Below are 15208 nucleotides of genomic sequence, written 5' to 3'. Positions count from 1 at the left end.
CCGAGGTATTGTCCTAAAAGCGGGGGACGCCTTGAAAGGTCCTCCGGAAAACCTTTGGCAAAGAAATGCTTGGAACTTCCCGGTAAGCAGACCCTTGAGGGGCCGCCTTCTCAGCTCTTTATAGCCTAACTCGAACACATTATCCGAGCGATGTCGTCGGGGTGTCCGGCAACCTCCAGTAGAACGTTGGCGCGGCTTGTCGCGACATAGATGTTCTCCGGATCTCTCAATCCTTCGATGCCGATCAGGAACACACAGGGGCGGGATAGGCCCTTGAAGCGAAGTACGGTATCGAAAATCACGGAATTCGAGGCGACCTTGTCTGCGCGGCAGGCGCTTACCCCGGCAATCCTCTCAGTTAGTGCCACCTTCCCAGATGCATCCAGAACCGCGATATCGTCCGGCTTAAGCTGGTCCGAACTTGTCAGCATCCTGATTCTGTCCATGACCACCTTCAGTGCCTGCTCTCCAGTCCTGCATTCGTGTATCGCAACAGGCTCGCCTTCAGGTCCTGCGGGCGTGGACCTGCTTCCCTCGTACCATTTCGCCATGACAGCATGGATCCGTCGGGTGTTGCGAAGATTTCGGGAAAGGGGAATCACTGACTGCGGTAATGCTGACAGGAAACTGCCCTCATGAGAGTAGAGGCGCTGATTGTCATCGTAGAACACATAGAAGCGACCTGTATCCATGTCGCTCAATGTCAGGCGGAGAGCATCGAGCCACGAATCCGCGAAATCCTGTCCCTCGTCGACGATCACCGTATCAAAACGTAGGGCGGTCATCCGATCGACGGCCTCTACCAAGGCGTTCGGCAGGACTTCCTGAAAGAAGTCTGCATCCTGCCGGCCTGGGATGTCTAGGCCGGCCTGTGCCGACAGGCTGCCGCACAACGAGTGGAACCCCGCGATGACGAGATTGGGGTTCTCTGGACAGATCTTCTTTAGATGGTTCGCAAGTGGCACATTGAAGCATGTCAGCAGGGTTCGGCGCCCGCTGGCGGCCGAACGTACGGCAGCCTCGATTGCAAGGACAGTCTTCCCCGCCCCCGCGCCACCCGTGATCGCGAGCTGCCGGTTGTGGTCGAGTGAGTCGAGAATCCAAGCCTGCTCACTGGTGAGTCGCTCAATTTCGACCGCGTCATCGGCAAGACTGCAACCGATGTGAGCCTGCAGTTCGAAATGACCCGCCAAGATTTCTTGGAGTGCCCGCTCACCATCCATGCCCAATGGCACTTCGCGATCATCGCTAATGCCGGACATGCGGCGCACGATCCATCGATCAAGTTCCGCCATATCGTTGCCGAATGCCACGATCTCGTGCGGTGCATCTGCTGCAAGAGCACGCACGGGACGCGTACTGCCGGGGAGTATCACTCCGTGGCGAGCACGGATGTAGCGATTGCCGATGCGGTCCTTGAGGCGCTTGAGGAAATGATGCTTGCTCCTCATCGCCTGAGTAACAGGGCTTGTGATCTTGAACGTGAAATCGTCCCTGTCGGTGGTGAGCCACTGATTATCCGACTCTCGACAACTTACCCTCCCTCCCTTCACCTCGAGGAAAAGAAGGCCGTTCTCTCGATGCGACACGATGAAGTCGGCTTCACCGTCGAATTCACCGCCATCTCCGTCAGCAGCATGCCACGAGCGGGAATAGTAGCATCGATAGCCCGCAGGCAGCCGATCGCGGATGGTATTGTAGACCCGAATTTCCGATGAGAGCTTTGGGTTCTTGAGGACGTGCTCGGGCAGCGTTCCGGGGTACATTCGGGCCATTCTAGACCTTCTTTTTCAGGAGTGCGTTGAAGTAGCCGATCTCGGGTGCTTGCGGTGTTCCCACCAGCATCGCCCTGTCGAGATGGCGATTGAAGTGTTCGCAGGATGTTTCCGGAAGAAAGCAGCACGAATGGCATGCGGCGGAGCCCGAACCCTCTGAAAGAGTCAGGATTCCGCTACCGCAAAGCGGATCGGCGGAGCACCACTCCAGACCGTGCAGTGCTCCAGAGAGGATGGAAACCAACTCCCGCGATCGACCCTTGCGCGAAAGTCCGCCGAGGGTCCCGTCGGCGTCCGGTGCAGATGTGTAGAGCAGAAATCCGCACATGCCATCGAGTCCCTCGGACACGTAGAGCCGCTCACGTATGGAAGCTGTCGAGTATCCGCTATCCAGCGAAAGTTGCTCAACGAGAGCATGTGCCGTTGTATGGGCCAGAAGAAACCTCGGCGAGATCGTCATCGGGAACGGACGCTCGTCGCCGTTGTGCTCACGCCAGCTGCGCTCGGCAGCCTCGTGAGCAGTGCGGGCTCGAGCGACCACGGAAGGTATCTGTTCCCATTCCATGACCCGTTGCCCGTTAAACTCGAGGAATATTCCTTCGCCACGCACCTCGATTGCCGGCAGCCAGTTCAAGGCAGTCTCTGACAACTGAGCGATCAAGGCACTTCCTGCACTTTCAGCGGGGCTGAGCCGCGTGAAACCTCTCAGAGCCCGCACCTCCCGGAGACGTTCGACCGACACCACATGATCGAACAGGCCTAGGAATTGTGTAGGTGGATCCTGCGGCACGATCCGGAATTCCGGGAAGTGTTCGTCCTTGCTGCCACCAGAGCAGAGCATGAGGTGCTCATTGACGCGAAGATCGCTGCCGTCGTCGTCAAGTATGTGGAGGAGAGTGAGAATCTTCGACGACAGCTGCTCGGCGCTAACCGTCTGGTCTGGCCAGTAGGGGTGGATCTTTTTTCTGACGTAATCAGGAACCTGTGCCCGATCGGCGAGGCTTGTCAGGTCGGCCCAGAATTCGTCGAGCCAATCCCGGAACGTTCCTCCGAACGGCGGAACATCGAGAGCTGACGCTACCACAGGGAAATAGGCGTTGGATGCACCGCGCTGGATCGCGACAGGTTCGTTTGCACATCCGGTCGGCTCTGTTTGCAGCCAGGGAGAACGGCCTTCGCACGAAATCTTGCCAAGAGCTCCGGGAGAGAGAGCCCCATCCAGATCTCTCTCCTCCAGGCATTCCGTGCAATGGACCCGAAGTCCCTTCAGACCGGCCCCTTTCCCGATGAGCTTGAGCGGCCGCTTACGGGTGCAGGCAGAATTGTGGCGAGGCCACGACGCCCATGGAAAGTCCTGAAGATGTCCCGAGGCACAGGTGACCACGAAGCGGACCGGAACCACGAACGATTTCCTGGCGCGCCGTCCGCGACCAGTTGAACACTCGGCACAGTAAAGTTCTGGCCGGTCGAGTTCGGAACTCCAAAACCGGCTCCGCTGCAGCCGATAGCATTTCGGGCAGACGTGCCAGTCCGGGAAACGGTATGCAGGCACGAAGCGCGGTCTGCTCGAGTTACCGACCTTCTCGTCTCCGACCGGTGGGAGACGGAATCCTCGGACATTCAGCCGCGCCTGCAGCGGCTCGTGACTGATGCGCTGCTCATTGAGGAGGCCGGGCTTGGCAGACATCCTGTCCCAGGTTTCAAGTCCTGCAGCAACGACTGACAGCGGGGCTCCGCTGTCTCCGCGGAAATCAATGATCGCACCCGGACCGTTCGAAAGGACCTGGCTGCGGCGGATCTTGCCAATCAACTTCATCGTCTGTTGCCTTCCTGGCGCACGCCTTCGAGCAATACGAAGGCGGTCGAGGCTTCAACCGAGCGCATCGAGTTGGGCGTCGGACGCTGCCCCGCAAACCGAGCCCGATTGCCCCTCTCCGCAGCCGCTTCTGCCGAGGTGAGAAGTGCGTCGCCATAGTCCAGCCAGTAGTCCTTCAGACCATCCCGGTCGAACCAGTCGTCCAAGAATGAATTCAACTGTTCTCGAGCTGCCGCCGCTTCCTGCGCATCGATGCGCTGGATGCGCTCCACTATCCGTTCGAGCAGCGCTTCGGCCTCGTGCTGGTGATCGACGATCTTCGAGGGATCTTCCATGCCCTCGATGAGGTGCCTTACCAGCGCGACGTAGGGCGCATGAAGAGCCCGATCACGAGCGCGCGGTGCGAACGGCGTCACGCTGGTCGCCTCGACATCCCGATAGAGACTGCGATGCCATGTTGAGAAGGTCTCGTATCGACTTCGGTCTCTGGACTTGGCTGCGTTGAATAGTGTCACGACGAGACCTGGGAAGCTGCGACTGCGCCCGACACGGCTCGTGGCTTGAATGTACTCCGCGATCGTCTTGGGCTGACCATTCACCAGCATCAGGCCAAGACGCGACACGTCCATCCCGACAGAGATCATGTTGCTGGCGAGGACTACATCGATGTGGTCGGGGTCATCCCAGCCACGTTCCAGATCCTTCAGGAAGCCGGGTATTTCGCTGGACCGTACTCGACTGGTCAGTTCGATCTGGGTGCCCGCCTCCCGTTCAATTTCACCGGGTCGCCGCGAACAATAGTCGCTTATTGTCCGATCGACGTCATCTCGCATGAGCGAGAGCGCCCCTCCGAGCTCACGTAGCGAATTGAAATAGTTGACCAGTGTCCAGTATCCGTTTCGCACAACATCCGAGATTCCGGGATCTCCGGCAGACTGCAGCAGGGAAGCAGCGACGGCTTGCTGCGCAAATTTTGCGGACCGACCTACAGTCGTAACCCCGACGTAGTGTCGGCCAGGTGCTTCCCGGTCCTCGACGGCGAAACCCGAGTTCCTGTGTGAAAGGCCGGGTGGAGGAAACTGGAAGGAACGCCTATCGAAGAGCGCGCTGATCTGATCCTCGGCGCGTCTTATTGTTGCTGTAGAGCCCAGGATCTTGGCGCGACGACCTGACTTGTTGCGACACATCTCATCGACAGCGGCTTCGTAGAGCCCTGTGAGACTGCCAAGCGGCCCCGAAATGAGATGCAATTCGTCCTGGATCACCATCGATGGCGGATCAGCCTCGGTGCCGATTCCGAAAAGACGCCCGCTCGCCTGGTTGCGAACCAGTTGGGCAAACTTGTCGACCGTTCCGATCAGAAGAGTCGGCTGTGCACGGTAGACGTCCTCATCCACGGTCCAGACCGGCAGTGTGGGCAGGCAATCGGCAAGCCTGCAACTCGCCGACTTGCAGGACACTTCCACGCGCTTTCTGTCGGAAGACAGGTCCCATGTCAGCTCCTGATGGCAGCAGGGGCAGTTCTTTAGCTGCGCCGGAGAATTGTCGCTTTCCGTCTCGAGCGCCATTTCTGCGGCCTTGACCGAGTTGGGCGTTGCACCCTCGCCGACCCAAAGGCCGAGCGATATCGGCATATCGGAGCGGAAATGATCTGGCACCTCGGCCGAGCCTGCAGGTTCCTCCCCCAGCCTGACCAGTTCACAGGCACTTATCAGCGCAGCCGCGCGCTCGAACTGCTGAATGGTCAGAAGGCGCAAGGTGTAACGCATGAAAACCGTTACACCTGCTCCAGACATTGCCCCTTCCGCGCGCAGACGGCGAAGGAAGGCGGTGAACGCCGTAAGCAGCAGATAGGCTTCGGTCTTGCCGCCGCCTGTCGGGAACCACAAGAGGTCCATTGTCTCGCGATCCGGAGACTCGTCGTCGGCGATTGACTCGAGGCAGAGCAGCGCAAAGCCGAGCTGGAAAGGGCGCCATGAAAGCTTCGGCGGGTCCGGTTCCTCCCTCCAGGAATACTGAAGAGCCATCGCCGCATTGGCCATCCGAAAAGCAGCGAGAACCTGAGCGTCTTCCCGCAACAGCGACACGCCACGGCGCATGCGCTGCTCGGCCTCACGACAGCGGGTCAGGTGGATCTTCGCCTGCTCGACAGATTCTTTCGGCAAGGTGTCGAAAGTCGCTTCATTCTTTTCGATCCATTGAGAGTACGCATCGATGAAGGCCAGCAGTCCAGCCGCTAATCCTTCTTCGGATTCATTCGCGAGCCATCCGGCGTCTAGTGCCTTCCTGCTCTCAGTTTCGCCGAATTCGACGTCGCCGGCAGCGCTAACTAAATGTACGGTTGTTTCCGGTAACCAACTCGAGGAAAGCTTCCCGACCGTCGCATCTTCGGCCTCATCCCACACTGCGGAGCAGGTGTGGCCCACAGCCCACTGTCGGACATCGCGATAAAGGAGCGCTGAGGCTCTCGCATCGTCATCAGCTTCCGCATGGCCCGATCGGTCCGGTTTGGGTGTGAAACGGCAGCCCTCCTGACAGGTCACGGAGAGGCTAACCTGAAAGAGTGCAGCCTCCTCGTTTGCCTGCCGGCTATGTGTCTTCGCTGGTTTGGCATCGTTCGTCAGGGCGACAGTCACAAGGAGGATTTCGGCCCAGCGTGCAATGCGGACATGCAGGCTGGCGTCAGCAATTCCCTTTTCGGCGAGGCTGATCGGTTCGTGGCCGACTGCCTCAGGATTCGAAAGGTTTAGGGTTATCCCTGCTCTTAGAGGCATACGCTGCCAGAGCTTGGCGCGTCGGTTCTGCGCCCGTGGTTCCTCTGAGCCTTCCGTGTCCACCGCCCGATAACGTGCGGCCTCAATGACGATGTCTAGTGACGCTTCAGAAACGGTAGGCCGAACGGCAAAGGAGAGGCCGGCCGAACTTGGCCGAAACGTCGATGCAGCCTTTACACTATCTAGAGAAGTGCCCGAGAATTCAGCATCGTCAGCATCGGCTGCTTCATCGTCTTCTTCAGGCGAGGCCCCAGTCCTTGGCGGGAACAGAATTCCCGTCAGGTACCGATCGGTGGGTCGGTCGCTTATGATTTCGGAAGTTTCACTTGGCCCGATCAGGTCCGTCCGCATTCTTGCGACCAGGATATCACGTGCTTCTACCATTTCATATTTCCCGATCCATGCGGTCCTCAGCGATCGATCCTGCAGAAGCCACTAAGCAAGGGCATAAGCCCGATAGGAGGTAAATTCCCAGCTAGCCCGCTGGAGACAACGGTCGTGGCGCCAGAGACCATGATGCCGTCAACCGCCTCAGGGCCGGCGTCATCTCCGGTTGCCTGAATGATTGTGCCCATGGCCTCTATGAAGGCCCCGGAAAGGCAGCCCAGCGCGGGAGGTTCCCCGTCATTAGCGAACAGCAGGTAATTTCCATCCCGGTCGCGGACGGCCCGGATTGGAGCCGATGCGCCTGCCGCAGACCAGATCCCAGCAATGGTAGCTCGAGGATTGTCGAGCAGTCCTTTCTTCGAAAGTTCGCTCCACGTTAATAGGTCGCCATCGAGGCCGATCTCAAGCATTCTGTAATTCGCTCGCGGTGCCCAGTATCGTTCCGGCTGACCGGTTCGATAGTACTTGGAAGGGGAAATCCATGCCGTACGCAGCTCGGCGGACGCACGCGTCGCCCCGACATACAGCGCCCTCGCTTCCTCGTCCCAGTCGACGTCTTCCGCAGACGGAGCCCGTGTCAGAAGCAGAAGTACGCGGTCGCTTTCCCGCCCCTTGATTGCGTGGATCGTGGACAGCAGGGGTCCTGCACTACCTTCATGCTCGCGCACAATTCCAAGAGGCGGGTCCTCTAGAGCTTCCGCTATGTTCGAGACGACGACATGTTCGCCAATCGATCCGTCAAGATCTTGAAGAATTTGCCAGCATTCGAGGGCATCCCGCCCGCAGGAAGGCGTGAGGTCTTCAAACAGGGCGAGAAAGCCATCGCGGGAAATTCTCTCTTTGCCGGGCAGGCCGCCTAGCGTCGCACCGATCCAAGCCTCGACATGCAGAGGCCGGTCCGGCACACGCATGCGGAATGCACGGCCCTGAGACCGCAAGGTCTCGGCCACGGTGAGTAGAGAGCGACGCGTTCGGGTCAGGATTAGGCCACGGGTTGTCGATGCGTGGCCGGAAAAGCTGGTTAATCCGCTTTCGACGGCAGCTGCCTGAATACGCTCTCGGATGTCGAAATATCGTGCTTTCGGATCGGGCTCCGGTACCAGCAGTCTTTCGCGACAGCCTGCGAACATTTCACGCAAGGGAGCCGACCGTGTCCGGTGGTCGCGGTCAAGGCGCAAGATCGCGAAATCCGGCCTATCACGAATAACCTCGATGAATGAGGCCGCGTCAGGGTCGTTAGCCTGGTACCCGTAGATCGCCTGAGCCGGATCACCCAGAACGGTGACTCCGCAACTTGGGTGAAGGGCATTTACGAGCGCCTCGCAGAAAGAATGGCGATCGCCGACGAGATCCTGTGCCTCATCGATGACAACATGCTCGAAGCGATCAACGACATCGAGAACCAGCGGATCGCGACTCTGGAGAATGCGGGTGGCCGCACGGATGCTCGCGTCATGTTCGCCCTTGGCCGGTATTCCGGCAATCGCGAGCAGGCGCGAGGCGAAAGCATCGAAGGTACGGATGTGGACCGACGCCGTTCTTCCTGATCCATGAGAAAATGTCGATATCCGGTCGCGCAATTCCGCGACGGCAACGCGCGTGAAACTCAGGACGAGAATCCGCGACGGGATGGCCTCTTCGCGTTCGACAAGCGATGCAACCCGCGTGCATGCGACAAAGGTCTTTCCCGATCCGGGGCCCGCCTCGATTATCATCCTTCCAGAGGCCGGAACCCCGACTGCCTCTTCCTGCTTGTCATCAAATCCCGCCGGGTCTGCTCGTGGCTCAGTATCGTGAAGTGCGCCGAACCATTCGCTGAGAAAATCGGCGTTTGCCTTGCTCGTGGACCATTCGAGAGTGACCGGGTCGAATTTGCCGCAAAGTGCAAGGGCCCGGGAGAGTTCCCTTGGAATTGCCTTTTGTTCCGACCACTTGCCCGCCGGCGATAGCGGCCTGCCGATCCGAGGAGGTGGCGCGTCATCGAGCTCCTGAAGATATTCAAGCAGACTGTGCGTAGGGGGAGCACCGGCTTCCGGGAAAAGCGCATCCTGGTTCGCTTCCATAGGCATCCCGTGATCGCCCAAAGCAATCGATCTGCCGTCGGGGAGCTTTATGATCCGCTCTGCCAAGGAAAACAGCACACGTTCGTTCCGTATGCTGCCGAAGCCGACATCACCCGTCGTGCACAGTAGATTGATCGTCGCATCCAGTCGTGCATCGAGGCCGGTATTCGGCCCCCGCTCCAGAAATTGCCTCGCCCATTCGCTGATTTCTGCGACGCTGGCTGACTTGCGCGCATGCACGAAACTTCGCACAAGATCTGCCATGCGACGCAGTTCCGAATAATCATGCAAGCCTGTTGCCACCCGACACCAAAAAGTTAACAATTTTAACATTATGCGGCAACAGATCGATGTTGACCTGCCTCATATCTGTGGGTCAGTATGTTGCCGATAGGGCGATTAGGGGCAACCGCCTTTTTGGAATACCCCCGAAAAAGCCGCGTTTGAATTGAAAGCAACAATGCCGGCGTTTGCATCCCTGAAAGAAGAACATCGCGAAATCGGCGATCACATTGCAGAACTTTCGGCTTATCGCGGCGAATTTCCCGTATTCATGATCGAACACGGCCGGAATGCCGAACAATTATCGAACCTGAGAAACCTGCTGCGACGGCAGCTCGAACTCGATCCTGGTCTCTCCAGTCCGCAGTGGAACTGGTGCTATCTGCCGCTGCTCGCGGCAACCGCAGAGGTAGGATATCGCTATCGGGGAACGGGCACCGATTTCTGGCCCGTCATCGAACAGGATCTCCATGTTGCCGCCGGAAGCGGTTTCCGCTCGGGGCTCGTCCGCCTTTTCGAGGTTGCCCATCGCGAGAATGCAATAGCGAGACCGGGAAAGAGTCCATGGGAGCTCCATTTCCCGCTGATCGCTTGGCCAATTGCCAATGCACTGGTCCCGCTCGAGCTGCAGCCTCAGCTAGCCCGAGCTTTGCAACAGGCGCTCCGTGCGGGTTTCTCTGGGAAAGACCCTGACGCGCTCTATCGATACCTCGTCCAGGTTGCTGCAGGCCAGGCTGGCCGCAGGTTCGAGAACTGGCTTCATGAGGCCGATACCGCGACTGAGGTGACCAGACGGCTCCTTTATCCGGGGTCGGCAGGCTGGCTTTCAGACGAGATACTGGCTCGCATCGATCACGATCTGCGAAAGGACGCCGCCTCTTCCATTGCAATCCGGGAGGCCCGACGCATCACGGAACGCAGGGCGAAAGCCGTAACCGATATACCACCGGCGCGTTTCGTTCTTTCCCTGATGGAGCAGACACCGACAACGGTGCTCATCCGAGGGCCGGTTCTCTCGACCGAGGTGAGAGAAGAAGTGACGATCCTATTGCGATGCGCTGGAGACAGGATCAGGGCGATTGGCTCCGATAGAGCGGTCGACCTCCACTTTTTTCTCTTTGGTGGTTCAATGGCGATCGGTGCCCCGACCAGCTTGCCCCAAAGCCCGCTCCGCCGGGAAGGCACGAGAGCACAGGAAGATGATGCCAGTGAAAGGTTGCTTTCCGCTCTGCAGCCGAAGGTCGCGTCCTACTTTCTCGTTGGTGCCGGGGGCGTAGAGGCTTTTGCTGTCTTCCCGGGTGAACGAATCCCCACCGGATCGCAGGTTATAAGATGGGGAGCTTCCGTCGACGACGAGACACCCGAGTTCCACTGGCTTTCGACCGATGACAAAGCCGATGCGGAACTGTTGAGGAATGCTGGTTTTCACGTTTCTTCAGCCCGTTCGGGCTTAAGGGTTCTGGGTCTTCCACTACCCGGTGAAATTGCGAAGTTCGCTGCAGGTTTCGGCGTAATGGCTTCGACAGAGGTTCCTAACGCTCCTCTGAGGCTTGACGCGGAACGCGCCCCTTCGAAGTTCGATCGGTTTGGCGAGCGGACCTGGTGGGTCTTCGAGCCGCAACCGGGCGAACATTCGATCGAAGACATCGGCGGGGACGCAGGCACGATCGAGTTCGAGGTGGTCGAGGCTCCAGAGACAGAGCGGGCAGAAATATTCGTCGACCCGTTATCACCCACCATAGCCGATCTCGAGAGTGGTAATCTTTCGGTTCGCATCACTGCCCCCGTCGCGTTGGAGAATGTGCCTGTTCGTATGCGACTATCCGCATCAGGCCGCCCCCCGGTTGACGCCCACGGAGTTCTGGAACGTGTGCCCTGTCTCATCCGTGGAAGCTCCGGAATCCTGCACGAAATCAGATCGCATCTGATATCGGAGCAGGTCGGGCTAGCCACCGCTAGGTTGCGGGTGGAAGTGGATGGGTTCCGCGCAATGCTCGTCGACCTGCCGCCGCCGATCAACCGTCGGCTCTTCGACCCTGTCACCGAATTGTGGTCGACCGAAGACGGGTCATCCACACCAGTGGGGTCTTTGTGTGCGACAGCTGATTCTCCCCTGCCGCGAGGCCAGTGGAACGGGATGTCAGACCTGCGTCTTGTCATGCCGGATGCAAGCGACCACGAAGCTCTCAGCTCAGGTCTTGTGCTGATCGGAAATCGGAACTCGATTGCCCCCGAGCAGTGCAGGGTCCCGCCAGTCATTCGTGAGGCATCCGGTAGTTCTGAGATGCCCGGAATAGGGGACCTTGCGCGCGCGTCAGTCGCCTGGCGTCTGGCAAGCTGCAGCAACGCGGTCGGTGACTGGAAGCGAAAGCTGATAGCCGAGGAACTTGATGCTGCATTGATACAAATTCTGTGCGGCGATCCATGGTTTGAACAGGAGGCCAAACTAGATCTCTCCATTCTCACGTCTCACGGAGCGCTGCTCAATTGCGCGGGGAGACGATGGTTGACGAGAGGGAACGAGCTGCCACCGATTACGAACCGATCCGATCAGACCCGGCTGAACACTTTTCTCCTAGAGCGACTACGGCTTGAACTCCCTGATCTGGACCAAGCCATTGCCGAATGGAGCGACGAGACTGCAGCTGATCTCGATATGGCTGTTATCGATGCGTATGACGACCTGCGCAGATATCATGAAGATCATGGCCTCGAGACCTTTGAGGAACCCGATATGAGCAGGCTGCCCCATGTCTGGCTTTCCGCTCTCAAGGAAGCAAGCGAGATCACAACTCTACCAATGTTCCGATCACAGATACTTCCGGCACGGCGCTGGGACACGCTGGTCGGCGCATCATATGGTGATCTCACGCAGGACGATCTGGTTGATCTGCTCGACAGTTGTCATGTCGACAGCTTCAGGAGGCCCGGCTTCAGATGGATGGGCAGGACCGAAATTCGCGCTCTGCTCCAGTTCTGGCTATCGCCAGCGCAAGTGGTTGCAGACGAGAACTGGGCTGACGCTCTCGCTCGTGCTGTGTCAGATCCTCAGACAGCCCGTGCCGTGCGCTATGTCACATTGAGATGGCGGCTTACCGCCAGAGATCTGCCTGAAACGGTCATGTCATGAACGATCCATACTTGAGATTCGTGAATTGCGTGGGTGCATGGCGCATGCACGCCTTTGCGCTAAGCGAGGGACTGTGCGGCGCGCTTGGCGTTGCCGCGGATCCACTTCCGCATCAGCTCGCCACCGTTCGCAAGCTACTCGGCGAGTTTCGCATACGTCACCTGATCAGTGATGAAGTCGGCCTCGGGAAGACGGTTCAGGCCCTCATGGTCATCAACGCCCTCAGGTTCCAAGACCCCAGTCACAAGACCTTGGTGGTGCTTCCCGGCCACCTTCTTTCACAGTGGCAGGATGAGTGCTGGACAAAAGGGCACGTTATGCCCGCCTTGGTCGGAGAGTCGGATTTCGATAAGGCAAATCTGCCGCCGATCACTCTCGTCCGGGCCGGTGATCTCACTGTCAGGGATGAAGAAGGCACATTGCTCTTCCAGGCTGACAGCCAGATCTTCGATCTTATCATTATCGACGAACCCCAGACGATGCCGCGCGAGACCGTACAGACGATCTCCCAGCTTACGGAAGGATTTCGGCAGGTGCTGGTACTTTCGGCGACACCTCGTCTTGCTGACGTGACTTGGCGAAATCCGCTCATGCACATTTTGGAGCCAGAGCTTGCAAAGCTCGCGAGATTTGAGGAGAGGACAATCGACGAGCTCCTCGCGGATCGCGAGGCCAGCGGCATGGCGGCACTGGAGGATGACGATCAACCCCTGCCGGTCGTACAAGCGCAGTACGCTGCTGGAAGGCGTATCATCCGGAACAGCAGGAGAGACTGGAGCGATCGGCTCCCGCGAAGACGGAATCATGTGGTTCGTGTCCAACCACTGCAGCATGAGCGGCTCAGGTCCGAGATCGCACTTGAACTGGTAGGCAACACGGATCCGAGGTCTGGTTTCGAGGGCCCTCACTGGACTGCGGCGAAGTCATTGCAGCGAAGTGCACGGGCTGCACGTTCCGTACTTGGTGATGTCGCCGAGCGCGGCGACCAGCTTGGAATGGTCGCCTCTGCAGCCCGCCAGCTTACCCTAGATGACCCGGGAGATTCACGACTTTCCGCGCTTCTCGACATCCTAGCCGACCAATGGGCTAGGAAACCGGATCGGAAGTTCGTTATCGTCTGCGGCGACAACCCGACGATCGAGATGCTGGTTGCGGCCCTTCCTCGATATTTTCCTGAACTTGATGATGCAATCTCCATACTGCGCCGGCCATCTGCGGGCCAAGAGGACAGAGTGGCGAATCTTCGAGAGATGCAGGCGACACTGGCACCGCTCAACTCGGGGGAAAGCCGCCTGTTGCTGGTCGGTGACTGGGTGCAGGCGGGTCTCAACCTGCATCAGGTCTCGAGCAGTATCATTTTTTACGCTCTTCCTTGGGAAATTGACAGCATAGACCAGCTGATCGGGCGCATTGATCGACTGAATGGGGGGAGTGCTGACCGAGATGGGCAGCGTTGGGTAGATATCTGGAGAATCTTGGTCGAAGGGTCGCAGGAAGCCGCGGTTGCAGACTGCATGGACGCCATGGGTGTCTTTGGATCGCCATTACCACCCTTGTCACCGGGACAGCTTGAGGACGTGCAGGAACTTCTGGCTCGAGCGGCTATTGCTGGCCGGATACCGGCCGACATCCCAAAGCTCGCCGAGACCGAACAAAGTCTGCCCAGCACTTTCAGGCAGGAAGTTTCCGAGATGGCAGATGAAGCTCGGAATCTGTCCGATATCTGGGTTCAGAACGTAGGCGAGAACAGGCCTCTCGCGCTCGATGTGCAGGGCCGAGATCCTGTCGCGAAGAAAGAGCGGGCAATCGGATCTTGGCTCAAACTCATGAGCAAGGCCTCTGATTTCGATGTCGACGTGAGGAAAGACAAGTCTGACAGCTACGTGTTCCGGACGCTCTGGTATCCGCGAACTGAGAAAAACCGGGCAGCTGAAAGCCCTTTTCTTTTGCCTGGGGTCGGTACTGACCGATGGATGGCGGATCACGTGCCCTGCATCTTGCGTCGTGCTGACATGGCTTCTCCCCCTCGCCGATCGGTATTGACCGACCAAGGTGAAGATACTGGGCGACCGCTTCATTTCATCGATAACGGGAACGACATTTTCGATGCCCTAGTCGCCGGATACCGGGCAATTGCGGAAACGAGCTTCGGCAGAGAACAACACACGGTGCAGATGATCGTCATGCTCCCCGAGGGTCACTCTGCTCTTGCTGTGGGTGGCAATGTCTTCCTGACAGCGACCCTTTTTGATCCGTTTCCGGACTCTTTTATTCCTGAGCTCTGGTCAGTCTCAGCACAAAAGCTGCTCAAAACTACACCGACCGAAGCTCAACGCACACAACTGCTAGAGGATCGGAAGGCTCTGAGAAGCCATTGGCAGGCAATCCAACGGGCCGTCCGGCTTTCGACACCGGCGCAGCTGGTTCTGTCCGGCGCTGCGCAATCGAGCGATGGCTATCGGAGTCTGACTCGGGAAGAAGTCGAGGCATGCCTTCAGCCGTTTGCTGAAGACGGCAAAGCAGCGGCCCGAGGAAAGGCCGCAACCCAGCCAGTTGTCAGCAGGGATCTGGCAGAGAGATGGGAAGCAGAGAATGGGATGCACGTGGCCAAGGTCAGCAAGGATTTCCACAAAACGGCACGCCAGCAGGCTGCAAGCCGACTGGAAATCATCGCAGCGCAAACTGCTGCCAGCTATTCTGCAGAACTTCGAAACCGCGAATTAGCCGCAGAGCGTCGCAGAGCAGGCCGACCAGAGGGCGTACCGGAAGAACTATGGCTGGGGCAGGTGGCTGCTCTTGAGCGACAGTGCATGTCGCTCGAGATGTGCATGGAAGAAGCGTTAGCGTTGATCAATGCTTACAGGGGCGGCGCACTACAGGTTGATGAACCTCCGGCCATCTCCATTCTAGCAGGCCTTCGAACCATGGGCTGACTCGTAGGATCGCACGCGACGCGGAGTTTTCCGAAAGCGCTTCCAAAA

Annotated in this window: 6 protein-coding genes; 2 read left to right on the top strand and 4 right to left on the bottom strand. The window is 58.5% G+C overall.

Annotated elements, in window-relative coordinates:
• Positions 1–125 precede the first annotated feature (125 nt).
• From K7H93_RS11280 to K7H93_RS11265, 4 genes are read right to left on the bottom strand one after another with little or no spacing between them, the layout of a single operon-like run.
• Positions 126–1775: an NERD domain-containing protein gene (locus K7H93_RS11280; protein ID WP_230783689.1), complete on the bottom strand. Its 1650-nt coding sequence runs from the start codon at positions 1773–1775 to the stop codon at positions 126–128.
• Position 1776: 1 nt separating this feature from the next.
• On the bottom strand, positions 1777–3591 hold the full coding sequence (drmB, locus tag K7H93_RS11275) for a DUF1998 domain-containing protein (protein ID WP_230783688.1): 1815 nt from the start codon (positions 3589–3591) through the stop codon (positions 1777–1779).
• Positions 3588–6749, bottom strand: a complete 3162-nt coding sequence (locus tag K7H93_RS11270) for a helicase C-terminal domain-containing protein (protein WP_230783687.1) — start codon at positions 6747–6749, stop codon at positions 3588–3590. The genes drmB and K7H93_RS11270 overlap by 4 nt, the downstream gene beginning before the upstream one ends.
• Positions 6750–6775: 26 nt before the next feature.
• Positions 6776–9148, bottom strand: coding sequence for a UvrD-helicase domain-containing protein (locus K7H93_RS11265; protein WP_230783686.1), 2373 nt, complete (start codon positions 9146–9148; stop codon positions 6776–6778).
• A gap of 127 nt (positions 9149–9275) precedes the next feature.
• Between K7H93_RS11265 and K7H93_RS11260 the strand changes: the two genes are divergently transcribed.
• A complete protein-coding gene (locus tag K7H93_RS11260) occupies positions 9276–12227 on the top strand; it encodes a hypothetical protein (protein ID WP_230783685.1) in 2952 nt (983 codons plus the stop codon).
• Positions 12224–15160 (top strand): DEAD/DEAH box helicase, encoded by a 2937-nt coding sequence (locus K7H93_RS11255; protein ID WP_230783684.1) that lies wholly within the window; start codon positions 12224–12226, stop codon positions 15158–15160. The genes K7H93_RS11260 and K7H93_RS11255 overlap by 4 nt, the downstream gene beginning before the upstream one ends.
• Positions 15161–15208 lie beyond the last annotated feature (48 nt).

Origin of the sequence: Citromicrobium bathyomarinum (assembly GCF_021021475.1) — a bacterium.
GTDB lineage: Bacteria > Pseudomonadota > Alphaproteobacteria > Sphingomonadales > Sphingomonadaceae > Alteriqipengyuania > Alteriqipengyuania bathyomarina.
The sequence above is the reverse complement of the archived record's forward strand: the minus strand, read 5'-3'. Positions and strand labels throughout refer to the sequence as shown.